Below are 24794 nucleotides of genomic sequence, written 5' to 3'. Positions count from 1 at the left end.
ATTGTGGTATCAGGCAGAGAGGGCTACCTGTCCTTTTCACGAGAGATGCCATAGATCTCCATCTTCTTGTAAAGGTTGGAGCGCTGCATCCCAATCTCCTTGGCCGTTCTGGCGATGTTCCAGTTGTTTTCCCTGAGTTTCGCCACGAGGAATGCCCGCTCCGAAACATCTTTAAAATCCTTAAGCGTCTTTGCGGACTCGAGGGATAGCCTCTCCGGTGCTGTTTTGATGAGGATCTCTTCGGTAATGTCATCCGCATCGATAACATTTCGCGTCTTCATGATGATGAGCCGTTCGATGCTGCTTTTCAGTTCCCTGATATTGCCCCGCCAGGGAAGTTCCATCAATGCCTTCATTGCTTCCTGTGTGATCTCCTTGACCTTATAGTTGTTCTCACTGCAGAAATTCTCCATGAAGTAATTGACGAGAGGAGGGATGTCATCGCTTCGCTCCCTGAGAGGAGGACAATGGATCGGGACGACGTTCAGCCGGAAGTAGAGATCCTCGCGGAAGGTTCCCTTCTCGATCTCTCTCGGAAGGTCTTTGTTGGTTGCCGCGATCACCCGTACGTCGACGTTGAAGCTCCGCGCCGAACCGACAGGCTCAACCTCCCCGTCCTGGAGGACCCGCAGGACCTTAGATTGCGTTTTCAGAGTCATGTCCCCCACCTCGTCGAGAAAGATGGTCCCGCCATCTGCCTGAACGAACTTTCCTATCTGCTCCCTGTGAGCACCCGTAAAGGCTCCCTTCTCATGCCCGAAGAGCTCGCTCTCTATCAGTTCCTCGGGAATGGCGGCACAGTTGACCTTGATGAAATCCCTGTCCTGCCTTGAGCTCTGCCTGTGGATTGTCCTTGCAACAAGCTCCTTCCCTGTGCCGCTCTCACCGGTTATAAGGACAGTTGCATTCGTCCCCGCTACCTTTGCGATGTCTTCCTTGAGCCTCTTCATGGCACCGCTTTCGCCTATCATCCGGAACCTGTTCTCTTCGTGTTTTTTTAAAGTGATGTTTTCTTCCTTCAATCTCTTCTGCTGGATGGCATGCTTGATGATGAGAAGGACTCTTTCCCTCTCAAGCGGTTTTTCCATGAAATCGTAGGCTCCTATCTTCGTCGCTTCAACGGCAGCCGCAATAGTTCCGTGCCCGGAGATCATGACAACGGGGATGAGTGGATGTGATCTTCTGAGCTGAGTCAGGACCTCCATACCATCCATCCTCGGCATTTTGATGTCGAGGAGGATCAGATCCGGATTTTCCTTCACCCTCTCCAGCCCTTCCATCCCATTCCTGGCAGCGATGAACTGATACCCCTCATACTCGAGAATCATCCTGAGCGAGGACAGGATGTCATCCTCATCGTCCACCACAAGAACTTTCCCTTTCGCCTTTCCCAGGGAACACCTCCCGGTTCTCAGTTATTCTAAGTAATTTTATAAGGAGCTGCTTACCTAGAGGGCCTCAGGAAGATCATGTGGGAAGTTCCATCCTGGAGGATGATCTGAAACTTTACAACATCATCTTTGCCAACCTTCCTGATCTCCCTGTTGAAGTCAGAAACATTCTTCACACGGACCTCATTCACTTCCGAGATGACCTGCCCTTCCTGGATGCCTTCGTCCGCGGCATCGCTGAACTTCTTCACGTCAACGATGACGACACCCTGGACCCTCTCATCAATTTCAAAATAGTACCTGTTCTCAGAGGTAAGATTATCCACCGCGATGCCAAAGCGATCATAAGAATCACTCTCTTCTTCTTTTTCAGGATATTCTTCTCCCTTCTCCGCGGAAATTGTTTCTCTCTCGCCAAGTTTTACTTCAAGGGTCATCCCCTTCCCATCCCGGAAGATCTCGAGTTTCACTCTGTCACCGGCCGATCTCGAAGAGATCTCAGAAACTAGGTCCTGACTTTCCTTGATCTCTTTTCCATCGACACTCAGGATAATGTCCCCTTTTCTGATGCCAGCCTTATCTCCAGGCAACCCTGGCTGGACTGCATCTACAAAGGCACCTTTTCTCGATCCAAGTTTGTAGTAATCCTGGATCTTCTCATCGACACTTCGGACGACCACACCAAGATAGCCGCGGGAAACTTTCCCTTTTGCCTTGAGCTGATCGAGAATCGCTTTCACCTGATTTATCGGAATGGCAAAACCTATCCCCTCTGCAAGGTTACCACGATATATGGCAGTATTGATGCCGATAACCTCGCCTCTTGCGTTGAGGAGAGGCCCACCAGAGTTCCCTAAATTAATGGCAGCATCTGTCTGAATAAACGTCGCCAGGGGGCTATCGCTCATCATCATCAAGTTCCTTCTTCCCTTGGCACTTACCACCCCTACCGTTACTGTATGCTTGAGCATGTATGGATTGCCGATAGCCGCCACCCATTCCCCCACTCTAATCTTATCCGAGTCTCCGAGAGGAAGGACAGGAAGAGCTCTCCTGGGCTCGATCTTAATCAATGCGACATCGATCTCAGGGTCGCTGCCGATCAGCTTGGCCTCATACTTTTCATCGTTCTCCATGGTGACCTCGATCCTTGTAGCGTGCTCGGTGACGTGATTGTTGGTCAGGATGTAGCCATCCGGACTGATGACGAATCCAGAGCCGCCTCCATCCTCATGTTCGAACTCTTCCTGCCTAGGAGACCTTCGCCGGTAATGTTGGCGTTGCTCTTCTCTTCTATCCTGTCTTTCAGGCATCCCAAAGAATCTCCAAATGAAGTCATCTAAGGGAAAGTAACGCTCATCGATCACCCGTTTCTTGGAGTACTTTATGACGCTCACGACAGCAGGATTGGCCTTTTCGGCGATATCCGCAAAGCTTGGAGCCTGAATGGCCATATCCGGAGCCGTCGAATAGAGCTTACTTTCAGCCGAAGCTACCGGGATCCTGTTCACCATGCCATTGATGACCATTCCAAAAATTATGGATACGCCCACAATCAACAGAAGCAATATAAATTGAAATCTCTTGTTCATTCCTGATCCTCCGAAGTTAGAGTAAAGATAATAATCAAGCCTCGAGGGCTTCCTTGATGGATTGTTTCAATTTCACCACATCCACTGGCTTATGGAATATTTTTGCCACGCCCAGAACTTCCGCTCTCCGTATGATCTCATCGGTCAGATAGGCGGAAATCAGTATGACTTTGGGAAGGAACTTCATCTTTCTCATCTCGACTAGAAGCGTAAGCCCATCCATGACTGGCATCTTGTAATCGAGGATGACAAGCCCGGCCGATCTGAATTTCTCAAGGTCCCTGAGGACCTCTGTCCCATTTTCCGCAGTCATGGCTATATACCCACATCTTCTGAGAAGCTTCCTGTAAGTATCAAGGACGGAAGGGTCATCATCAACTACGAGAATTCTCTGGTTTTCCATAGCTGCATATAAATCGCAAAACTTATACCATTTTTATGTTAGCGGTATTTTATATATCTTTTTTATCATCAATTAGTTATAAAATGCCCCCAGCCGATAGAATCCGGACAGTGCCTTTTTGACACAGATCTCAGCTTCTGCCTTCTTTTTCATATTCCCTCAATTTACGATACAGGGTCCTGAGTCCCATTCCCAGCATCTCTGCGGCGCGTGTCCTGTTCCCACCGGCCTTCTCAACCGCCTTGAGTATGGCTTCTTTTTCTACCTCCCGTATCGTTTTGGTCATTCTCATCTCCTCCAGTTCCTTGATTCCCTTTCTTCTGTAATCTTCCGGAAGGTCTTCAAAGCCGATCTCATGCTTATCGGTCATGACGACCAGACTTTCAATGAGATTTTTAAGTTCCCTGACATTCCCCTCCCACTCGTGCTCCATCAGGGCCAGCATCACGTCTGAACTGACCTTCACTATCTCCGATCTCGTGTTTTCTTCGGAAAACTTCTTGAGGAAATGGTTGACGAGAAGGGGGATGTCTTCCTTCCTCTCTCTCAGAGGAGGGATCTTGATGGTTACTACCTTGAGACGATAGTAGAGGTCTTCCCGGAATGTTCCATCTGCAACCATTCTTTCTAGATCGATTTTCGTCGCCGCGATAATTCTTGTGTCGATTTTGATCGTCTCAGCGCCGCCTACCCTCATGAATTCCTTCTCTTCGAGGGCTCTCAGCAGTTTGACCTGGATCTCCATTGGAAGCGAATCCACCTCGTCGAGGAAGAGCGTCCCTCTGTCCGTCAACTCGAATTTTCCGATCTTCCTACCGATGGCTCCTGTGAAAGAACCTTTCTCATGCCCGAAGAGTTCGCTTTCAAGAATCTCTAAAGGAATGGCAGCGCAGTTGAGGGCCAGAAAGCGTTCACCTCTCCTGGGAGAGTTCTCGTGAATGGCATTGGCGATGAGTTCCTTCCCCGTTCCACTCTCTCCAATGATAAGAACGCTGCTCCTCGTGGGGGCAACCATCTTGATCTGCCTGAAGACATCCCTCATCGGAGTCGATTTTCCGATAATATTCTCAAAGGTAAACTCCCCCAGTCTTTCTTTGAGCTCTTCCACCTTCCTCTCGAGAAGCTTCTTCTCTACGATGGCACCGACTCTCTTTCTCAATTCGAAGAGATCAATCGGCTTCTGAAGATAATCTTCCGCTCCCTTCTTCATCGCCTCGACGGCAGATTCTATCCTGGCATGCCCTGTTATCATGAGAACGGCGATGCTGGCATTGTACTTTTTGATCTCCCTGAGAAGGTCCATCCCATCCATATCCGGCATGATGAGATCCGTTATGACAAGGAAGACGTTTTCCCCTTTCCTGAGATAATCGAGCGCTTCTGCAGAACGTGAAAAGTCCTTCACATGATACCCCGTCTTTCTCAGGGCGCGTGCCATGGTCTCCCTATTGGAATCCTCGTCCTCGACAAGAATTATTTTTGCCTCTTCTCTCACAGATTTCACCCCACATCACCTTCTTGAATGATCGAGCATTTTGAGGAAGTCATCCTCGGAGATGGTTTTGACTCCCAGCTTTCTTGCCTTATCAAGCTTGGAACCGGCCTCCTTTCCTACGAGCAGAAAGTTTGCCTGCTTGCTTATGGAAGAAGAGACTCTGCCTCCGAGCGATTCAATTATCTCCGTCGCTTCTTCTCTAGTGTATTTATCAAGAGTTCCTGTCAGGACAAAGGTCTTGCCCTCGAAGACCGATGCCACTGCTTGCTTTTCCAGTTTCTCTTCCACCTTAAGACCTGCTTTCTTCAACCTTCTGATCAGGTCAATGTTACTCTTCTGAGAGAAAAAGATTCTGATGGATTGAGCCATCTTCGGTCCGATCTCTCTTATGCTCTGAAGTTCTTCCTCCACGGCTCCGGCAAGGAGATCGATTGATGGATATTTCATTGCCAGAATCTTGGCTCCCCTCTCTCCCACAAGCCGTATCCCGAGGGCAAAGATCAGTTTGTGTAGAGATTTAGATTTGCTCTTTTCTATTTGCTCCATGAGGTTTTCTGCTGATTTCTGTCCCATCCTTTTGAGCCCCGCGATCTCTTCTTTCTTCAGGCTGTAAATGGAGGAGATGTCCTTGATCATCCCATTCTCAATAAGCTGATCCACAAGGGCTTCGCCCAGCCCCTCGATGTCCATCGCTCCTCTCGACGCGTAGTGGAGAACGCTTTCCCTCAGCCTGGCGGGACAGCTTGCTCCTGTGCATCGGGCGATTGCCTCTCCTTCAGGTCTGAAGATCTGGCTTCCACAGACGGGACACTTCATCGGCATGTGAAACATACGGGCGTTTTTAGGCCTTTTGCTCTCTATGACCCTCACCACCTTCGGGATGACGTCTCCCCCCTTCTCTATGATGACCGTGTCACCGATTCTAATATCTTTTCTCCTGATCTCGTCTTCGTTATGAAGCGTGGCTCTCGAAATGAGGGACCCGGCAACGGCAACCGGCTCCAGATCAGCCACAGGAGTCAAAGCTCCTGTCCTTCCCACTTGGACGACGATATCCTTTACGACGGTCGTTGCCTGAGTGGCCGGGTATTTGTAGGCGATTGCCCACCGGGGGAACTTCGACGTTGTTCCAGCTTTTTCCTGAAGGAGGAGAGAATTCAGTTTGATGACGACACCATCAATGTCGTAATCGAGTTTTTCTTTACTCTCTTCCCATTCCTTGCAGAATTCAATGACCTCTCCAATACTCCGGCACAACCTGGACGCGGGATTTGTCTTCAGTCCCAATTCTCTCATGAAATGAAGCCCATTCCACTGCGTCTTTACATCCGCGCCTCTTACTTCTGTCAGCGCCCAGAAGCAGATGTCGAGTTTCCTGGTAGCAGTTATCCTGGGATCGAGGAGTCGGACTGATCCCGCAGCCGCATTTCTCGGGTTGGCAAAGAGCGTCTCTCCCTTCTGTTCCCTCTCGCGGTTGATCCTCTCAAATTCAGTCCGCGGAATGTAAACTTCTCCTCTAACCTCGAGATAGGGGATATCCTTCAGAAGCCTCAGCGGGATAGACTGTATGGTTCTGATGTTGGGGGTGACATCCTCGCCCGAAAGGCCATCTCCTCTCGTTACTGCCTGCTCCAGGACTCCTCTCGAATAGCTTAATGAGATGCTCATCCCATCGATCTTCAGCTCCGATACGTAATCAAGCTCCTGGATTCCGAGAAGCCTCTTAAGTCTCGTGTCGAATTCTTTCAGCTCTTCTGTATCATAGGCGTTGTCCAGAGAGAGCATCGGTCGTGTATGCGAGATCACTGGAAACTCTTTTGCAGGCTCTCCTCCGACTCTCTGTGTTGGAGAATCGGGCGTGATCAGATCTGGAAACCTCTCCTCGATTGTCTTTAGTTCTTTTTCCAGGAGGTCGTACTCATGATCGGAAATCTCCGGCTGGTTGTCCACATAGTACCTTTTCCTGTGATAATTGATCTGAGCTTTTAGCTCTTCAGCCTTCTTTGCCGCTTCAAGCTTGGTCATTTTCTTTACTCTGTCCTTGAAGCTCATGTCTCGTTCCTATTCAAAAACTCCTATTCGCAGATGGGAGCCTTTTCGACACCAAAAATCGCGGAGTCATCACCTTCCCTTTTCGTGGACTCGCGGCAGGAATATGGTGAACCTGGTCCCGTGATCCCGCTCCGACCAAAGGTCGATCTTACCTCCGTGAGATTCTATTATCTTCTGCGCGATTGGAAGCCCGAGACCGGTTCCACCGCCCCGAGTCGAGAAGAAGATGTCGAAGACCTTATTCTTCATCTCCTGTGACATGCCAGGGCCATTGTCTGCAATCTCAACGATCACCCTTCCTTCTGAGCCCATCCGCGTAGTAACAGTGATGATCCCGCCCTCCTTTAATATCTGCTTGGCATTGATCAAGATATTCATCAATGCCTGCTTGATCCTGTGCTCGTCCAGTTCCACGGAGGGGAGATATGGATCGAGATTCAGGTTCACATCGATCTTCTTCTGCTCGATCTCCGGTTTCAGGAATCTAACCACTTCACTTACGGCCTCATTGATGTCCCCCTCTGAAAGATTCAGTTTCTGAGGCCTCGCATAGGCAAGGAAGTTGTTGACCAATCTTTCCAGTCTGTTTATCTCTCCCTTGATCCCCTTGAGGAGCTCATTGAACTCTTCGCTTCCATCGAAGCTCTTCTCGCCGATCTCCTCTTCAAGCATCTGTAGATTCATATTCATTGCGTTCAGGGGGTTTCTGATCTCATGGGCCAGTCCGGAAGCCAGCGTGCCGACATAGGCAAGGCGATCGGCGGTCTGTGCCTCCGCCTCAAGCCTTCTTGTCTTGTTCAGCAGCTTGATCACATAGAGAAAAGCGATGAAGAGGAGAATGATGCTAATCCCGATGGTTATGGAGAGCTTGAGGATTAGTTCCCTTCTCAGACTTTTTATCTCCTCTTCAATGCGCTGCTGGGAGACCCCAACCCTCACTTCTCCCTCCCGACCACCACCAATCCTGACCGGAACAGTCACGATCGGATTCTCCATAGGTTCCTGACCAGGTGGCACCTCACCATCAGTCTGATTGATGAACTCTATTTTATCCTCATGGTATCCCGAGCCGTTGACCACCCTCTGTGATCTTACAAACGCAATGATTCTGTTGCTGAAATTATCCCTCACCTCGACGTAGAAGAGGTAGCCTGACATCGCAATATGCTTTCTCACGTACGATTCCAGCCTCTCTTGATTTTTTCTAAGAAGATTGAAGTTCAGTCCATCGGGCTGGAGGCTCAGCTTGATGACTTTATCCGCAATGTCTTCGGCGCAATCCCGGGAGATCATGAAGGCAGAATAGATCTTACTCTTGCTCAGATGCCGGAACATGACATAGCCGACCATTCCAAGATTGGTCAGTATTAAAGCAGCAAACACAATGGAGGCTATCAGCAGGCTTTTTTTGAAAGTCGGCTCCGATTTGGTCAGTTCCCTGCCTGGACTTCTATCCACTCGTTCCAGAGCTTCATCTTGTTTTATCACAGGATTATTGCCCTCATTCCCTTTTTTAATTTTAATGCATCGAACACTCAAAAACAAACCTTTCCTCTTTGCTGCAAGAATGCAGCATGAAAAGATCCTCAGGGGGGTTCGCCTCCTTGACCACTATCCATCATGGGAGTATTATCAAAACAAAAAATGGGGGTTTTGAAACACTCGCTAAAGTTTGGTTTGGGGGAACCAATGAAGAGTCTTAACGGCAGCAGAAAGCTGGGTGAATATTTAAAAACACTGAGAAGAGGATATGGCTATTCCCTGAGAACTGTCGAGTACAAGGCGAAACAGGAGGGATCTCTCCTTGACAATTCGCAGTTGTCCCGGTATGAGAAGGGAACCTGCTTTCCCTCTTTTGACAAGCTGAAGATTCTCGCCGATATCTTCAACGTCTCCATCCAGAGCTTCTCGGATGTGGTCGAGCTCGAGAAATTCGAAAGGTACAAGGACCCCTCTAAGGGTTTTCACGCTCTGATGGAAATGGGTCAGGAAGCCTTCAAATCCGGATATCATGGAAAAGCTTATGCTCTTTTTGAATCGGCTCTGGAGAGCCTCGGAAATGGAAACGATGGGAAGCTGGACGAGCTAAAAAGTAAGGCCCGATGCTCCAAGGCGATAGCCCTGGAAAAGATGGGTAAACTCGGTGCGGCAGAACATGAGCTCAGAGCGATCCTCAAGACTGGGAATCATCTGAAGGACTCCACGCTTCTTTCCGTACTGATCGAGCTGTCCAACATCCACATGGAACTTGGTGAAACATTTATCGCCTCCATAGAGGCCAGGACCTGCCACGAGATGGCTGTCCGGCAAAACAATGCGAGAAGTACCGCCTTTGCCCTGCACCTTCTCGGGTCGATAGCCTCACAAAACGGGGAAAACGAAAAAGCCATAGCGTTCTACAGGGAAGCAAGGAATATTCACGAAAAATCCGGCAACGATCAAGAAGTCATCAATCTCAACATCAATATCGGCAGCCGGTTGATAGCTTCTGGAAAATTTCAGGAGGGTGTCCATACCATCAAGGAAGCAATCAGGGCTTCAGAGGGAAAAGGCTTTATGAGGTGCATGGCCTTTGGCCTGAACAAACTCGCGGAAGCCTGCCTTATCAGAGGAGACCATAGAAGGGCGAAACATTACGCGCGGAGATCCGATGCATGCTCCGAAAATTCCGACGAAAGATACATTGACATAAAATTCCTGAATGCCTTTTATCTCTGGAAGATAGGCATCAAAGAGAAGAACGAGATTGACGAGAAGTTAGCCTTTGGGAGATTAAGATGCCTGAGAAAATCTCTAGAGCGGAGATTTCCAGAAGTCGATGAGTTCGACTCTTTCATAGAGAGGAGGAGATCTTCATGAAACGCTCCATAACGATCATCGCAGCGAGGGTATTCCTCACTCTCCTGATCTTAACAGGATCTGCACTGGCCGAAGTATCAGTGATCGTCGACGGTCGGGGAAACTACATCAGCACGCTTCTTCTGTTCAAAGAGAACAAAGGACAGCCCTCGTACTGGGAACCGGTAAGAAGCGGAGTCCCATCCTACCTTATGCTTAACATGGAAGGAGATATCCTCGGCGATGCGAAACCAGTGTTTACCGAACACCCATTAAACAGATATCCGTGGGTCGTCTGGTCTCATTTCAACGGGAGAGATTTCGATATAGTCTATTCCAGATGGAACGGTGAGTACTGGATTGCGCCCGCGATCGTTCACGCCGGGGAAGGAGATGATTTGGAAGCTTCCATTGCGTTTGAGCCTTCAGGGATCCTGTTTCTCGCCTTCACTAAAAAAACGGAGACCTCCCGGATCTTCATCACTGCATTCCTGAACGGACGATGGTTAAACCCTGTCCTAGTCTCGGATCCTTCCAATAACAGCAGCAACCCGGCGTTGATATTCGAGCAAGACCTGTTTACCGTGGCCTTCCGCACACCGGATGGAATTACCATCATTGATCTCAGTGATATTGTTTCTGATTCATGCATGGGAATTGAAGAAGGTCCCAATCCGTTTCCAGAAAATAATCCCAATTCAGGGACTGGAGGAAGCACCACAGGCGGAATCGCTGGCCGGGACCGTTAGTTTCCATTTTCTCCCACTCGCTCGATGTCATCTCATCTCACCCTTAATCAATCGGTCCACCTTGTTTTGAGCCGGTGTGGCTTTGGTTTTTGCACTCCATCCAATGAGATCAGTCTATTCCCGGTGGAAATCGGTTTACTTCCTATTTCGAAACTACCTTATATAGTGGTCTTTAAAGAATTGCATCCCAGATAGCGCGGTTCTCAAAAATCTAAAGATTTTATTGAAAAAAATAGATTTTTTGCTTGACAACAAAAAGGTGAAACCGTAATATTGCTGTGGAATAAAGTGGATAAAAGTGGATTTCTTACCCTAGCTTATTTTTTTATGTTACTTTTTTTGTATTTCGAATTATAGAGTTTTCTGGTTTTCAAGTAAAGAACTTTTAAGAGATGCTCAGAGGTAGCGCACCGGCAAAAGTAGACGGGAAGGGTAGGTTGAAGATCCCATCGGAATACCGCTCTATCATCGAAGGAGAGTTCGGAACCATGTTCTATGTAACGAGCATCGATGGCCGAGCCGTCAGGATCTATCCCTTCCCTGTCTGGGAAGAAAATGAAAAAAAGCTCAAGGGGAAGTCCTCTCTGAATCCGTCGTTCGAGAAATTCTACAACCTGACAAACATCTACGGAAGGATGGTCGAAATGGATTCGCAGGGGAGAATCCTGATCCCTGCCTTTTTGAGAAAGGATGCCAATATCAACGGTGAAGTTGCCGTGATCGGGAAGATCCTCTTTCTTGAGGTCATCAACATGAAGGATGTGAGAGAGCAATTGGAGAAGTCAAAGCTGACCAGGGAAGAGCTCAACGAACTGGCCTCTCACGGCATCATGTAGTCCCGATGATGAGAAAACGGTTATTAACGCATTCCTGTAAGAGATGCAATTGCATAGACCGGTCCTACTCGAAGAAGTCGTTGAGCTTCTGAAGTCCAGAGATGGCGGTATCTACGTAGATTGCACAGTTGGATTAGGTGGCCATTCAGAAAAAATATTGACTGTTGCCGCTCCTGAAGGTTCCGTCATCGGAATAGAGATAGATGCTGAATCACTGGCGCTTGCAGAAAAAAATCTGTCTCGCTTCGGGAAGCACTTTATAAAAGTGAGGAACAACTACAAGAAGCTTCCCGGGATACTTGATTCACTCGGGATTGATGCAGTGGATGGAATTCTGGTGGATCTGGGGATGTCTTCATACCATGTCACACAGTCCTCGAGGGGGTTCAGCTTCCAGATCGATGGACCGCTCGATATGAGATTCGATACAGATCAGGAAGAGACTGCAGAAAAGCTCGTTAATGAACTTCCCGAGGAGAATCTTCAAAGGATACTTGAAGAGTACGGCGAGGAGAAGTTTGGAGGGAAGATCGCCAGGCTCATCGTCGCCAGGAGAAGGGAAAAACGGATCGAGCGAACTTCCGAGCTTTCCCGGATAGTGCTCGAAGCCTGCGGACAGAGGAGATCGAAGATCCATCCCGCAACTAAAACTTTTCAGGCTCTGAGGATTGCCGTCAACAGGGAACTCGAAGGCTTGAGCGACTTTATCAGGAGAGCGATCGAACGTCTGAAAAAGGGAGGGAGAATGGCCATCATCTCCTATCATTCTCTCGAAGATCGGATCGTCAAGATGAGTTTCAGGGATCTCTCGTCTTCCTGCATCTGCCCTCCTGCCCTTCCCGTCTGTGGATGCGGCAGGGAAACACTGGTAAGGCTAATAACGCGCAAGCCCATTCTTCCTTCCAGGAAAGAGCTGCTCGAGAACCCTAGGGCGAGGAGCGCGCGGTTGAGAGTCGTGGAGAGACTATGACATCAAAGGCAATCAGATCTAGAAAGAGCCGACTTAACCGCAGGATCATTCGGGAGAAGGACCGGAAGAAGAGGAATGAGTTTTTCATCTTCTTCATCATTCTCGTTCTCATCTCTATTCCGATCCTACTTTATCTCAGGAATCGCATCGAGTACGTCCGCTACCAATATGAGATAGAAGAGCTGAAGAGCCGGAAACAGATCCTCATAAAGAACGCGATCTATCTCGAAGCGGAAAGATCGTACCTTGAATCCCCTCGCATGATCGAGGATCAGGCAAGAAGGGACTTATACCTCAAGGAACAGGGAGATGGAGGATGTCTGGTGGTCGTTCGGGTGCATCCGGACAATGAACAGGGCAAGCATCTACTCACAGAGAGCAAGTCTCAGGATGCGGAGCAGGCCGCTATGAAGGCTGGATGGAATTGAGGAAGTGAATGACGCAGGATAGAAAGCACAGGACAAGATTGATCACGTTTCTGGTCCTGCTCTCTGCATGGAGCGGGGTCATCATCACCCGGCTCGTTTTTCTTCAGATTATCAGACACGACCACTATGAGAAGGAAGCAACGGCCAGGCAGGAGGCCATATGGAGCCTTGAACCCAGGCGGGGAACCATCTTCGATAGAAACGGGCGGATACTCACAATCAGCGTGGAGGCGGACAGCCTCGTCATCAACCCTCAGGTGATAACTAATCCCGAGGATACACTGGCAAAATTTTCAAAGGTGCTCCATTTCAACCTCCATGAGGCATTAAGAAGCTTCTACGAGAAGAAGCAAAAAAACAAAAAATATTTCTTCGTGAAACGCAAGATCACACCCAAGGAAAAGCACGAGATCATGAGGCTGGACATCGAAGGGGTCGTCCCCTGCTCAGGGAGGATGAAGGAAGAGTGCCTCAGCAGGGGACACATGGAGAAGCATTTCCAGGAAGCCGGGATATTCTTCGAGAAGGAGTTCAAGAGATACTATCCCAAAGGCTTCCTTGCCTCCCACGTGATAGGAACCTCTGATATCGACGAGAAAGGACTGGATGGTGTGGAGTCGCAGTACGATTCTTTTCTCAAGGGAGATCAGATCTTTCTTCAGGTCACCAGGGATGCTGTTGGGAACAGTTTCCCCGTGCTGAATTCAGGCGAGAGAAGAAGGGAAAGCCATCTGGTTTTGAGCATCGATGAGGTTCTCCAGTACATCGCCGAGAAAGAACTTGGGAGAGCCTTTGCGGAAACCAATGCCTACAAGGGATGTGCCATCGTTATGGATCCATCAACCGGAGAGATTCTGGCAATTGCAAACAGACCGACATTCAACCTGAACAACGTTACCGGGTATCCTCGGGAGAACCGCAAGAATATCTCAATCACGGACCTCTACGAACCTGGGTCAACGTTCAAGGGGATAGGACTCTCCGCTCTTGTCGAAGAGGGGAAATTCGATCCTGCCGAGATCATCTTCTGCGGAAATGGTGTCATCAGAGTCGCCGGCATACCGATCTCGGACCATCACCCTTACGGTGATCTGAGCGTCATGAAGATCATCGAGCATTCCAGCAATGTGGGAATGATCAAGATCGCATCGAGACTTTCCAAAGAGACCTTCTACCGATACATCAAGGACTTCGGCTTCGGGGATAAGACCGGCATTGATCTCCCGGGCGAGGTAAGCGGCTCTTCTCTGGTGCGTTCCCCTTCCACATGGTCCAAGATCTCGCAGGCCAGTATCTCAATCGGGCAGGAGATCGGAGTCACTCCGATTCAGATGCTTGCTTCATTCTCCGCAATCGCCAACGATGGCGTCATGGTCCAGCCCCACGTTGGAAAGGGCTACATCGATCCTTCCGGTGAATACCACTTATTCAAGCGCTTCAGGGAGAAGAGAGTCCTTTCCGCAAGAGGTGCGAGGATAGTCACAGGAGTTCTCGAGGGAGTCATACTCAACGGAACCGGTAAGAAGGCTGCCGTGCCGGGTTACTCGGTCGCCGGCAAGACGGGAACGGCGCAGGTATTTGATTTCAACCTCAGACTCTTCAGAAACGACCGTTTCGTGGCTTCCTTCATCGGCTTTGCCCCTTCCCATAACCCGGCGGTCATCTGCCTCGTGATGCTCGACCTTCCCAGTGGGAGATATTACTATGGCGGTGATGTCGCAGCGCCGGTCTTCTCCAGGATCATGGGAGAGACACTTTCCTATCTTCAGATCCCTCCCAACCAGGAGACGTTTCCTGCCCATAGATTCCAGAAGGAAATGCCTGAAGATCTTCACGATGAAAAAACATCACTCGTCCCGACGAACCTGCTGCTTGTCAAGAACCGCTCAGGGTCGATGCTGGCAGGCTTTGACCGTTTCGTTAGATTCTCTAAACTGGACGAGCCGCTCCCAATCGATATGGAGAATGGCGTCATGCCGGATCTATCGGGAAGAAGTTTGAGAGACGCCGTCTCATTCCTCTCAACCAGAGGAAGCAGGGTTAAGGCTTCGGGCATTGGTTACGTTGTTGCTCAGTATCCATCAGCAGGCTCCCACTTGAAGAGGGGGGATATCTGTTTTCTCGAACTTGCAGAAAATGTTCCATTACCGGAAGAAGGGAAAAAGAAGGAGGGAAAATACAATTAAGCTGCAGCAGCTCATTAAAGGGATCGGTGTCCAGAACGTGAGAGGGGACCTCTCAATCGAGATCCGGGGAATCTCATACGATTCCAGGAATATTGGAGCAGGATTTCTCTTCGTCGCCCTCAAAGGATTCAAGCTCGATGGTGCCTATTTCGTGAACGAAGCCATTGCGGCAGGGGCAGCAGCCGTTCTTTCCTGGAGAGACATCCATCTCCTTCCAGATAACATTCCACTTGTCGTCGTCCGCGATGAAAGAGAGGCTCTTGCGGTGACCTCAAGGAACTTCTATGAGAAACCCGACGAAAAGATTCGGGTCATCGGCGTGACCGGAACTAACGGAAAGACAACGATATGTTACTTCCTAGAATCGATCCTCTTCGCTTCGGGGAACAGCAGCGGCGTTCTCGGAACGGTCACTCGCAGGATGGGCGATGAGATAGCACCGTCCGAGCGAACGACGCCGGAATCATCTGACATTTTCGCCTTCATGAGCAGGCTTCATGAAAAAGGGTTCGGATACTGTGTCATGGAGGTCTCATCCCATGCGATCGCGCTTAAGAGAGTCCATGGAATGAAATTTCGGCAGCTCATCTTCACAAATCTCACGCAGGACCATCTAGACTTTCATGGAACACTGGAGGACTACTTCAGGACAAAGTCGCTTGCCTTCCAAGAGTTGCCAGATGGATCCGACTCCATCGTCAACATCGATTCGGAATGGGGGAAGAGCATGATAAGTATATCGAAAGGGAGAATCTCTACTTACGGCCTTTCCGACGATTCGGACTTCAGGATCAGAGTTGAAGGAATGTCCTTCACGGGAAGCCGTTTTGCCGTTCGCTTTCAGGGAAAGGAACACCAGCTCTTTTCTCCTATCATCGGCATCCCCAACATCTACAACGCGACGGCAGCCTTTGCCGCTGCCCTCCTTCTCGGATTGGAACCAGAGGCGATCAGAGAGGGTATCGTGAAATGCCGCCATATTCCGGGAAGGTTCGAGAAGATCGAGGAAGGGCAAGACTTCACACTCCTCATCGATTACGCGCACACCGATGATGCTCTGGAGAACCTCCTCATCTCACTGAGGGAGATCATGGAAGCAAGGCTCATCACTGTTTTCGGATGCGGCGGAGACCGGGACAGGCTCAAGAGGCCGAAGATGGGAGCAGTCGCCGCAAGGCTGAGCGATTTCGTCATCATCACCTCAGATAATCCGAGGAGTGAAGATCCGGAAGCCATCATCTCCGAGATCGAAACGGGAATCGCCACGGTTGGTGGCTCCTCATCAAAGTACATAACGATCACCGATAGAGCCGAGGCAATCGAAGAGGCCATCATGATGGCGCAAAAGGGAGACATCGTCGTCATCGCGGGAAAGGGGCATGAGAAATACCAGCAGATAGGAGACACTCTCATACCTTTTGAAGACAAGAAGGTAGCTGCGCAATTGATCAGGAAGAAAATGGGAGTTAGAGTTCAGAATGTCAGTACTTGAGATCCGGGAAATAGCGGCCACCGTTGAGGGGACCCTAATCTCAGGAGACGCCAGTGCCAGGATTGGCAGGTTCAAGATCGATTCAAGAGAAGTGGAAGATGGAGATCTTTTCTTCTGCCTCAGGGGTCCAAACCAGGATGGTCATGACTATCTCCAAGATGCCATAGACCATGGCGCGACCGCTGCCATCGTCTCCAGGGCACCGAATGAGGAGTTCAAAAAAAGGCTCCGGATCATCAGGGTTGCGGACACGAGGGAAGCGCTTCAGAAGCTTGCTCACCATGTCAGAGTGAAAGAGGGGTTCAAGGTGGTAGGGATTACGGGAAGCATGGGAAAGACGACGACGAAGGAGATGATCTTCCATGCCCTCTCTCCCTCCTTCCGAACAATGAGGTCGAGGGGAAACTTGAACAATCTCTACGGACTTCCCCTCTCGCTCCTCGAAATGGACGAACGGTGTGAAGTGGCCGTTCTTGAAATGGGGGTGAGTTATCCTGGAGAGTTAAAGAAGCTCACCGACATCGCCGACCCTGAAATCGGAGTGCTGACGAGCATCAAAGCAGTTCATCTAGAGCATTTCCATTCCATCGAGGAGATCGCCCGCGCCAAGGCAGAGCTCTTTGAAGGGATGAGACATGGATCGGTCGCTATCTATAACAAAGACGACGAGAGGGTCAGGGCCATCGCCATGAGGTTCCCAGGAGAGAGGCTCTCGTACGGGCTCATGCCGGGATCCGACATTCATGCCGTGTCCATTCATGGCAGCATCAGGGAAGGAGTCACCTTTGACGCGCAGTGTAGGGGAGAGAGATTCCAAACGCATCTTTCCCTCTTCGGACTGCATAACGTTTACAATGCCCTGGCTGCCTTATCGGTCTGCGCTTCACTCGAAGCGGATCTCGGCAAGGCATCCGAGGCTCTTTCGGCATTCAAACCATGCGACAGACGGGGAGTCATCACAAGATTGAAGAAAGAGATAACCATCATCGATGATACTTACAACTCCAATCCGGCTGCAATGGAAATGGTTCTGGAGAGCATTGCGCGGGAAAGGGTCGACGGAAGGAAAGTCGTTGTCTTCGGAGACATGCTGGAGCTCGGATCAGATGCTCCCATGCTCCATGCAGCCATAGGAGAAAAAATCGCGGAAGCCGGAGTGGAGCTTCTCGTGGGCGTAGGAGAACTCTCAGCATTTACCCTTGGAGCGGCCGCAAGCCGTGGATTGAAAGCATGCAGGCATTTCCCGGACTCGAAGCAGGCATCCGATGCAGTTGCGGGCCTCGTCCTAGAAGGAGACCTGATTCTGGTTAAAGGCTCAAGAGGGATGAAGATGGAAGTGGTAATTGAAAAATTGAAGCAGGAACTGGAGGAGGGAATCTAATGCTTTACCATTTCCTCTATTCCCTCCATGATGTCATCGGGCCGTTCAACGTTTTTAAGTATATCACCTTTCGAACTGCACTCGCCATTCTTTCGGCAATGCTCATCTCATTCCTCTTCGGACCGAGTATGATCAGGACGCTGAAAAAACTCCAGGTCGAGCAGAGAATCAGAGAGGAAGGACCCCAATTTCACAAGCCGAAGGCTGGCACGCCGACTATGGGTGGGATCCTCATCATCATCTCCGTGATCATTCCCACGCTGCTCTGGGCGGACATAATGAATCTCTTCGTCTGGGTCATTGTCACCTCCATGATCGTCTTCGGAACCATCGGATTCATAGATGATTTCATGAAGATCAGGAGAGGAAAGAATCTTGGACTGACGATCAGTTCAAAGCTCGCCATCCAGTTCGCCGCTGGATTCTTACTCGGTCTTCTTCTCATCTATCTCTCGAAGTACGGAGTCTACACAACGAAGCTCAGCGTCCCCTTCTTCAAGACTTTCACTCCCGATCTGGGATTGTTCTACATACTTTTCACCATCGTCGTCATCATCGGCTCCGCCAATGCGGTGAATCTTACGGATGGGCTGGACGGCCTTGCCATCGGTTCCGTCCTGATCGCCACGGCGACCTTCGCCATTATCACTTACGCCGTGGGTCATGCTCTAATCGCCAATTATCTTGGCATCATCAACATCAAGGGAACCGGGGAATTGACCGTCTTTTGTGGAGCTGTCGTCGGGGCTAGCATCGGCTTTCTCTGGTACAACAGCCATCCAGCCGAGATCTTCATGGGAGATGTCGGTTCTATGGCACTGGGAGGGTCGCTGGGGACCCTTGCTGTCCTGACCAAACAGGAGATCCTGCTGGTCCTGGTCGGAGGACTGTTTGTCATCGAGGCGATGTCAGTCATCCTTCAGGTTTCCTCCTATCGGCTGACCGGAAATAGAATATTCAAGATGGCTCCACTCCACCATCATTTCGAGCATCTCGGGTGGAAGGAATCAAAGGTCGTCATACGTTTCTGGATCGTTGCCATCATCTTTTCTCTGCTCAGCCTCGCAACCCTTAAGCTGAGGTAGGGAAAGTATAGAAAATGGAATTGAAGAACAAAAGGGTGTTGGTTGTTGGGATGGGAAAGAGCGGGCTGGCCGCCTCCCTCTTTGCCGCAGAGCGAGGGGCTCTGACCGTCGCCACCGACATCAAACAAAAAGAGGAGCTCGGCATCTCCACGCTAGAGCTTGACGAGAAAGGGATCAGGGTTGTTGCCGGTAAACATATACTTGAAGACTTTACTTCCAGCGACATAATAGTCGCAAGCCCGGGTGTCCCATTGAACATCTATCCATTGAAAGCGGCGCGCGATGATGGCAAGCTTATCATCGGCGAGATAGAACTGGCTTCTCTCTTTCTGAAGGGAACGATCATCGGCATCACCGGCTCCAATGGCAAGAGCACAACGACATCGCTTACAGCATGGATACTATCCTGCGCCGGAATCGACTGCAGAGCCTGTGGGAACATCGGCCTCCCCCTGATTGAGATGGTCGCCGCTGATTCTCAGGATAAGTTTTATTCCGTGGAACTCTCATCGTATCAGCTCGAAGCAATCGAAAGCTTCAAGCCGCATATTGCTCTTTTACTTAACCTGAGCCCCGACCACCTTGACCGATACGAGAGCTACGCTCATTACATCGCTGCCAAGGGAACCATCTTCAAGAATCAAATAGAATCAGACTATGCAATTCTGAACAGAGAGGACAGCGATTCGAAAACCCTTGAGGAACATATCAAGGCACAGAAACTGTATTTCTCTTCGATGCATCCTGTCGAGAAAGGGGCTTTTATCAAGGCTGGAAATATCTACCTCAAACTTCAGGGAAAGGAAGAATATCTGATCGCGCTCGACGAGATTCCTCTTCCCGGAATGCACAACGTGGAAAATGTGATGGCCGCTGCCCTGGCCGCAAGGGTCGTAGGAATAAAGTGCCCCATAATAAGGGCTGCCGTGATGAGTTTCAAGGGACTCCCCCACAGGCTGGAGCATGTGGCGGAGATTAGAGGGATCTCCTTCTACAACGATTCCAAGGCAACGAACGTCGATTCTGCAATCAAGGCAATTCAATCCTTCCCGGGAAAAAAGATTGTCCTGATCCTTGGAGGAAGGGATAAGGGGGGCGACTTCACCAGACTTATTCCTCTAATCCAGGACAACGTGAAAGAAGTCATCCTGATCGGCGAAGCGACGGAGAAGATAAAAGGCCAGATCGAGGGGAGCGCACCCATCTATGAAGCCTCTTCGCTTGCCGACGGAGTCAAGAGGGGGTTCAAGACAGCCTCTGCGGGAGAGATCGTCCTCCTGGCGCCTGGGTGTGCCAGCTTTGATGCATATCGGAACTACGAGGAGAGAGGGGATGACTTCCGCCGCAACGTTCTCGAATTAATGGAGGAGCTTGGGGATGCCTAAGAAGTTATCATCCGACAAAGTTCTCTTCATCACGACGACTGTTCTCTCCATCTTCGGGATACTGATGGTTGGAAGCGCCTCATATTACGTCGCCATGAAGCAGATGGGGAATTCCTATCATTTCCTCATCAGGCAGATCATCTTCGTCCTCGCGGGAATGTTACTCCTCTATCTGATTATGAATCTCGATTACAGAATATACAAGAAGAAGTGGTTCATCAACATCTTCCTGATCGTGACTTCCGCCCTTCTTCTGTTTGTTCTGACAATGCCTCCTATTCACGGGACGCGGCGGTGGTTCTCTCTCGGATTCTTCTCCATCCAGCCTTCGGAATTTGCCAAGCTGGCCGCCATCTTCTTCGTGGCCTACTGGCTTGAACTGAAACAACACCGCCAGAACGATCTTAAGGAGATCTACGGACCCTGCCTTCTTGTAGTGGGAGGGATGTCCCTCATAATCGCCATTGAGCCAGACTTCGGAACGGCCTTCATACTGCTTTTAATTTCAGGCATCATGTTCTTTCTCGCCGGGATGAGATACAAACAGATAACAATCATCGGGGCAGCCGGACTCGCCGCCATGGCCCTGATGGTAGCCACAGCTCCTTACAGGATAAGCAGGATCTTTGCATATCTATCCCCGGATGCTGACCCGCTCGGCTCAGGATACCAGTTGAATCAGTCTCTCATCGCAATTGGAAGCGGCGGAATAACGGGGAAACATTTCGGCTCCGGACAGCAGAAGGCCTTTTTCCTTCCAGATCCCCATACTGACTTCATCTACTCGGTCGTTGGAGAGGAGTTCGGCCTCATTGGAGCCGTTTTGGTGGTGGTAGCCTTTCTGGTCTTGCTCTGGAGAGGAGTGATATCCTCCGCCAGGATCCATGACCTCTTTGGCTATTACCTCGGAATGGGGATTACATCGATGATCGTTGTGCAGGCGTTTCTCAACATAGCCGTTGCGACGGGGCTAGTGCCGACGAAGGGGATAACTCTCCCATTCATCAGCTACGGAGGATCGTCCATCATCGTCAATCTGATCGGTGCGGGGATACTTCTCAACATCTCGCAGCACTCGAGTTGAAGGAAAGACCAGGGGCGTTCGTGAATGAGAGAAAGGAAATCATTGTGATTGCGGCAGGGGGAACTGGAGGACATATCCTCCCCGCCATCTCCATGGCACGGGAGTTGAAGAAGAGGGATGGTTCGAGAAGGATTGTCTTCATCGGCAGCAACAGGGGACTCGAGAGAAGGCTCATCCCTCCAGAAGGTTTCGAACTCATTGAACTGGATGTGTGCGGCATAACCGGAAAGAAACTCTCGAAAAAAGTCCTGGGATTCCTAACGGCACTCCACTCATTCTTTGAATGCCTTGGAGATCTGAGGAGGCTCAGACCGGCCATCGTCATCGGAGCCGGCGGTTACGTATCCGGCCCTGTGATAATCTCCGCCTGGATCCTGCGAATCCCGACGATGATCCAAGAGCAGAACCTCTTCCCTGGACTCACCAACAGGATCCTTTCCATGCTCGTAAAGGAAGTGGCCGTCTCCTTCGAAGAATCAAGAAAGTATCTGTACGGAAAAGTTACGAACACAGGAAATCCCGTGAGAAATGATTTCACGTCATTGAGAAAGAAAGAGCGCAGCGACAAGCTATCTGTCCTCGTCTCCGGTGGGAGTCAGGGCTCCAGAACGCTGAACAAGGGGATGGTGGAAGCTCTACCCCTCCTGAGGAGTTTCAAAGACAGATTGCGAATCACCCACCAAACGGGAGGCGCCGAACTGGAAACTGTCCGGCAAGCTTACATCAGACAGGGTGTGGAAGCGGAAGTTCTGGAATTCATCACTGACATGCCAAAGAGATTCGAGCATGCCGACATTGTCATATCGAGGGCAGGAGCTTCGACCATCACGGAGATCACGGCTGCGGGTAAGGCTTCCATCCTTGTTCCCTTTCCATTCGCCGCCCATGATCATCAGCGAAGAAATGCGGAAGCTCTCCTCAAGGCTAAAGCAGCTTTCGTGTGCGAGGATGCCGAATTCTCCGGAGCGTACGTTGCCGAAACATTAAAGGGGTTCATAGACGATCCATCACGAATCGGTGAGATGGAAAAGAATGCGGCCTCCCTGCACAGAGGTGGTGCCGCTGAGAAGATTGCAGACATGGCTGAGAGATTGATGGCTGGGAGATGAAGTTCCGGAAAGCTCACAACATTCATTTTATTGGTATCGGGGGAATCGGAATGAGTGGAATCGCCGAAGTTTTGTTGAACCTGAATTACGCTGTGACTGGTTCCGACATCACTTTTTCCCCTATCATCAAGAGGCTGAGGAAACTGGGAGGGAAGATCGCCATCGGGCACAGGGAAACAAACATCAAGAACCCGGACGTCGTCGTCGTCTCTTCTGCCATCGATAGTGACAACATCGAGGTCCGGGAAGCCATAAGGAGGAAGATCCCTGTCATTCCGAGGGCAGAGATGCTCGCCGAGCTGATGAGGATGAAATACGGCATTGCCATCGCAGGATCGCATGGAAAGACGTCGACCACTTCCATGGTGGCGACCATCCTTTCCCGTTGCGGTTTCGATCCGACCATCGTCATCGGTGGAAAGCTCGGCATACTTAGAAGCAGTGCGAAGCTTGGCAAAGGAGACTTCCTGGTTGCAGAGGCGGATGAGAGTGATGGCTCTTTCCTGAAACTCAGTCCGATCATTGCCATCGTAACCAACATCGACAAGGAGCACCTGGACTATTACATGAACCTCGATGAGATCATGAACGCCTTCGTTCGTTTCCTGAACAGGATCCCCTTCTATGGCGTCGGCATCATCTGCCTTGACGACAGGAACATTCAAAAGATCATGCCGAGGCTTGACAGGAAGATTGTCACCTATGGATTCAACGAGAAGGCAGACCTCCATGCATGCAACTTAACATTCGATCAATTCCAGTCTGCTTATACCGCATATCTAAGAGGGAAGAAACTGGGGAAGGTGACTCTCAGGGTGCCGGGCAGACACAGCATTCTGAACTCGCTCGCGGCTCTTGCCGTCGGCCTCGAATTCGACATCGAATTCAAGAAGATTGCGAAGGTGCTCGGAGCGTTCCGCGGCGCAGAGAGGCGCTTTCACCTGAGAGGTGAGATTGATTCCATCATGGTCGTCGATGATTACGGCCATCATCCGACAGAGATAATCTCCACGCTGGCCACGGCGAAACAGGGATGGAACAGGAGACTGGTTACCGTCTTCCAGCCGCACCGCTACACCAGGGTCAGCGCTCTAATGGATGAGTTCGCTCACTCCTTCAAACATACAGACTTCCTGATCGTCACTGAGATATATCCTGCTGGAGAAAAACCGATCCAGGGAGTCACGGGAGAGCTGCTTGCAGACAGGATCAGAAGAGAGAGTAGTCATCTCAAAGATGTGGTCTACATAAAAAAGCCCGAGGAGATCCCTCCATATCTGATGAAGGTAGTTCAGAAGAAAGACATGGTCATCACTCTGGGTGCCGGCAACGTCTGGAGAGTCGGGGATGCTTTCCTGAAACTCCTTGCACAGCATAAAAAGGAGGATTGAAGGAGGAATGATTGCGATAGGGAAAAGCATCGTGGAACAGATCGCGGCCGATTACGGAGCAGAGGTCAGGAAAGATCGGCTCCTGAAAGACATCTTGTCCATGGGAGTTGGCGGAAAGGTTTCCTATATGGTCTTTCCGTCAACTATCATTTCCATGGAGAGGATTATCCGTGAATTCCATGCAAATGACCTCTCCTTCCACATTCTGGGAGCGGGTACGAACATCGTTGCCGGAGACGAGGATCTGGAGGATGTCGTCATCGCAACGGACACCCTGGAGAGGACGGTTCGGACAGAAGGGAATTTCGTTCGAGCCTCATCCGGGTTATCCATCTCCAGACTCATCAGGAGCCTTGCCGAATCAGGACTCGGCGGTCTGGAGTTCGCCGAGGGCATTCCGGGTTCTCTTGGAGGAGCCGTCATGATGAATGCCGGTTCATACGGTCATTCCATTTCTGAGTTCATCAGAGAGATCTCTTACATCGATAGAACTGGCAGGGCTCTGCGCAGGAAAGTATCCCAAGGCGACTTCAGCTATAGAAAATCCCCTCTTTCATCCGGATCAATTCTAACAGAGATCCTTTTCGAATTCATGCCGAGAGAGCGAGAAGAAATCCTTGCAAAGATGGATGAGGTTAGAGAAAGGAGGAGACGGAGCCAGCCGCAGGGGGTGAGAAGTTCCGGATGCATCTTCAAGAATCCGGAGGGGGACCATGCCGGGCGGATCATCGAATCAGTTGGATTAAAAGGATTGACAAGGGGTGGCGCCATCATCTCGCCAGTTCATGCCAACTTCATCGTGAACATGGGCGAGGCAGACGCTGACGATATTTTCTGGCTTATCGACAAAGTGAAGGAAGTGGTTCTGATGAAAGCCGGGATCCTTCTCGAAGAAGAAGTAGTCATCTGGCGACGATGAGACATTAG

Annotated in this window: 20 protein-coding genes; 14 read left to right on the top strand and 6 right to left on the bottom strand. The window is 50.2% G+C overall.

Annotated features, from left to right (window positions below):
* Positions 1-23: 23 nt before the first annotated feature.
* The 6 genes from AB1756_03775 to AB1756_03750 form a co-directional block, all read right to left on the bottom strand.
* On the bottom strand, positions 24-1367 hold the full coding sequence (locus AB1756_03775; GenBank protein MEW5806457.1) for a sigma-54 dependent transcriptional regulator: 1344 nt from the start codon (positions 1365-1367) through the stop codon (positions 24-26).
* Between the two features lie 77 nt (positions 1368-1444).
* A complete protein-coding gene (locus AB1756_03770; GenBank protein ID MEW5806456.1) occupies positions 1445-2983 on the bottom strand; it encodes a Do family serine endopeptidase in 1539 nt (512 codons plus the stop codon).
* A gap of 34 nt (positions 2984-3017) precedes the next feature.
* Complete coding sequence (locus tag AB1756_03765; protein MEW5806455.1) at positions 3018-3386, bottom strand: response regulator; 369 nt, start codon at positions 3384-3386, stop codon at positions 3018-3020.
* Positions 3387-3516: 130 nt separating this feature from the next.
* Positions 3517-4890, bottom strand: a complete 1374-nt coding sequence (locus AB1756_03760; protein MEW5806454.1) for a sigma-54 dependent transcriptional regulator — start codon at positions 4888-4890, stop codon at positions 3517-3519.
* Between the two features lie 6 nt (positions 4891-4896).
* Positions 4897-6933, bottom strand: coding sequence for an NAD-dependent DNA ligase LigA (ligA, locus tag AB1756_03755; protein MEW5806453.1), 2037 nt, complete (start codon positions 6931-6933; stop codon positions 4897-4899).
* A 69-nt stretch (positions 6934-7002) separates the two neighbouring features.
* The gene (locus tag AB1756_03750; protein MEW5806452.1) at positions 7003-8421 is read right to left on the bottom strand and encodes an ATP-binding protein; all 1419 of its coding nucleotides are present in this window, start codon (positions 8419-8421) and stop codon (positions 7003-7005) included.
* Positions 8422-8622: 201 nt separating this feature from the next.
* Between AB1756_03750 and AB1756_03745 the strand changes: the two genes are divergently transcribed.
* The 14 genes from AB1756_03745 to murB all read left to right on the top strand — a co-directional run bounded on the left by AB1756_03745 (position 8623) and on the right by murB (position 24786).
* Positions 8623-9792, top strand: a complete 1170-nt coding sequence (locus tag AB1756_03745; GenBank protein MEW5806451.1) for a helix-turn-helix transcriptional regulator — start codon at positions 8623-8625, stop codon at positions 9790-9792.
* The gene (locus AB1756_03740; GenBank protein ID MEW5806450.1) at positions 9789-10520 is read left to right on the top strand and encodes a hypothetical protein; all 732 of its coding nucleotides are present in this window, start codon (positions 9789-9791) and stop codon (positions 10518-10520) included. The genes AB1756_03745 and AB1756_03740 overlap by 4 nt, the downstream gene beginning before the upstream one ends.
* 392 nt (positions 10521-10912) lie before the next feature.
* The gene (locus AB1756_03735) at positions 10913-11356 is read left to right on the top strand and encodes a division/cell wall cluster transcriptional repressor MraZ (GenBank protein ID MEW5806449.1); all 444 of its coding nucleotides are present in this window, start codon (positions 10913-10915) and stop codon (positions 11354-11356) included.
* A gap of 43 nt (positions 11357-11399) precedes the next feature.
* Positions 11400-12326, top strand: coding sequence for a 16S rRNA (cytosine(1402)-N(4))-methyltransferase RsmH (gene rsmH, locus AB1756_03730; GenBank protein MEW5806448.1), 927 nt, complete (start codon positions 11400-11402; stop codon positions 12324-12326).
* Entirely contained in the window at positions 12323-12754 is a 432-nt protein-coding gene (locus AB1756_03725; GenBank protein ID MEW5806447.1) for a hypothetical protein, read from the top strand. Before rsmH ends, AB1756_03725 begins: the two co-directional genes overlap by 4 nt.
* Before the next feature lie 8 nt (positions 12755-12762).
* Positions 12763-14940, top strand: coding sequence for a penicillin-binding protein (locus tag AB1756_03720; protein MEW5806446.1), 2178 nt, complete (start codon positions 12763-12765; stop codon positions 14938-14940).
* Positions 14891-16432 (top strand): UDP-N-acetylmuramoyl-L-alanyl-D-glutamate--2,6-diaminopimelate ligase, encoded by a 1542-nt coding sequence (locus tag AB1756_03715; protein ID MEW5806445.1) that lies wholly within the window; start codon positions 14891-14893, stop codon positions 16430-16432. The genes AB1756_03720 and AB1756_03715 overlap by 50 nt, the downstream gene beginning before the upstream one ends.
* Positions 16419-17813 carry a UDP-N-acetylmuramoyl-tripeptide--D-alanyl-D-alanine ligase gene (gene murF / locus AB1756_03710; GenBank protein ID MEW5806444.1) on the top strand — a complete coding sequence of 465 codons (1395 nt, stop codon included), beginning with the start codon at positions 16419-16421 and terminating at the stop codon, positions 17811-17813. The genes AB1756_03715 and murF overlap by 14 nt, the downstream gene beginning before the upstream one ends.
* Positions 17813-18898 (top strand): phospho-N-acetylmuramoyl-pentapeptide-transferase, encoded by a 1086-nt coding sequence (mraY, locus tag AB1756_03705; protein ID MEW5806443.1) that lies wholly within the window; start codon positions 17813-17815, stop codon positions 18896-18898. The genes murF and mraY overlap by 1 nt, the downstream gene beginning before the upstream one ends.
* A 14-nt stretch (positions 18899-18912) precedes the next feature.
* Positions 18913-20283, top strand: a complete 1371-nt coding sequence (murD, locus tag AB1756_03700; protein ID MEW5806442.1) for a UDP-N-acetylmuramoyl-L-alanine--D-glutamate ligase — start codon at positions 18913-18915, stop codon at positions 20281-20283.
* Positions 20276-21367, top strand: a complete 1092-nt coding sequence (gene ftsW / locus AB1756_03695; GenBank protein MEW5806441.1) for a putative lipid II flippase FtsW — start codon at positions 20276-20278, stop codon at positions 21365-21367. The genes murD and ftsW overlap by 8 nt, the downstream gene beginning before the upstream one ends.
* Positions 21368-21387: 20 nt before the next feature.
* Positions 21388-22476, top strand: coding sequence for an undecaprenyldiphospho-muramoylpentapeptide beta-N-acetylglucosaminyltransferase (gene murG, locus AB1756_03690; GenBank protein ID MEW5806440.1), 1089 nt, complete (start codon positions 21388-21390; stop codon positions 22474-22476).
* Positions 22473-23867 carry a UDP-N-acetylmuramate--L-alanine ligase gene (murC, locus tag AB1756_03685; GenBank protein MEW5806439.1) on the top strand — a complete coding sequence of 465 codons (1395 nt, stop codon included), beginning with the start codon at positions 22473-22475 and terminating at the stop codon, positions 23865-23867. The genes murG and murC overlap by 4 nt, the downstream gene beginning before the upstream one ends.
* A gap of 7 nt (positions 23868-23874) precedes the next feature.
* Positions 23875-24786, top strand: a complete 912-nt coding sequence (murB, locus tag AB1756_03680) for a UDP-N-acetylmuramate dehydrogenase (protein MEW5806438.1) — start codon at positions 23875-23877, stop codon at positions 24784-24786.
* Positions 24787-24794 lie beyond the last annotated feature (8 nt).

Source organism: Acidobacteriota bacterium (assembly GCA_040752675.1).
Taxonomy (GTDB): domain Bacteria; phylum Acidobacteriota; class Polarisedimenticolia; order JBFMGF01; family JBFMGF01; genus JBFMGF01.
The sequence above is the reverse complement of the archived record's forward strand: the minus strand, read 5'-3'. Positions and strand labels throughout refer to the sequence as shown.

What these genes read in the sequence shown, in the direction of transcription:
- murB (MEW5806438.1), top strand. Translation starts at nt 23,875, where the DNA reads ATGATTGCGATAGGGAAAAGCATCGTGGAACAGATCGCGGCCGATTAC.
- AB1756_03715 (MEW5806445.1), top strand. Translation starts at nt 14,891, where the DNA reads ATGTTCCATTACCGGAAGAAGGGAAAAAGAAGGAGGGAAAATACAATT.
- murC (MEW5806439.1), top strand. Translation starts at nt 22,473, where the DNA reads ATGAAGTTCCGGAAAGCTCACAACATTCATTTTATTGGTATCGGGGGA.
- AB1756_03735 (MEW5806449.1), top strand. Translation starts at nt 10,913, where the DNA reads ATGCTCAGAGGTAGCGCACCGGCAAAAGTAGACGGGAAGGGTAGGTTG.
- rsmH (MEW5806448.1), top strand. Translation starts at nt 11,400, where the DNA reads ATGCAATTGCATAGACCGGTCCTACTCGAAGAAGTCGTTGAGCTTCTG.
- AB1756_03770 (MEW5806456.1), bottom strand. Translation starts at nt 2,983, where the DNA reads ATGAACAAGAGATTTCAATTTATATTGCTTCTGTTGATTGTGGGCGTA.
- AB1756_03720 (MEW5806446.1), top strand. Translation starts at nt 12,763, where the DNA reads ATGACGCAGGATAGAAAGCACAGGACAAGATTGATCACGTTTCTGGTC.
- murD (MEW5806442.1), top strand. Translation starts at nt 18,913, where the DNA reads ATGGAATTGAAGAACAAAAGGGTGTTGGTTGTTGGGATGGGAAAGAGC.
- ligA (MEW5806453.1), bottom strand. Translation starts at nt 6,933, where the DNA reads ATGAGCTTCAAGGACAGAGTAAAGAAAATGACCAAGCTTGAAGCGGCA.
- AB1756_03745 (MEW5806451.1), top strand. Translation starts at nt 8,623, where the DNA reads ATGAAGAGTCTTAACGGCAGCAGAAAGCTGGGTGAATATTTAAAAACA.
- AB1756_03740 (MEW5806450.1), top strand. Translation starts at nt 9,789, where the DNA reads ATGAAACGCTCCATAACGATCATCGCAGCGAGGGTATTCCTCACTCTC.
- AB1756_03765 (MEW5806455.1), bottom strand. Translation starts at nt 3,386, where the DNA reads ATGGAAAACCAGAGAATTCTCGTAGTTGATGATGACCCTTCCGTCCTT.
- murF (MEW5806444.1), top strand. Translation starts at nt 16,419, where the DNA reads ATGTCAGTACTTGAGATCCGGGAAATAGCGGCCACCGTTGAGGGGACC.
- AB1756_03725 (MEW5806447.1), top strand. Translation starts at nt 12,323, where the DNA reads ATGACATCAAAGGCAATCAGATCTAGAAAGAGCCGACTTAACCGCAGG.
- ftsW (MEW5806441.1), top strand. Translation starts at nt 20,276, where the DNA reads ATGCCTAAGAAGTTATCATCCGACAAAGTTCTCTTCATCACGACGACT.
- mraY (MEW5806443.1), top strand. Translation starts at nt 17,813, where the DNA reads ATGCTTTACCATTTCCTCTATTCCCTCCATGATGTCATCGGGCCGTTC.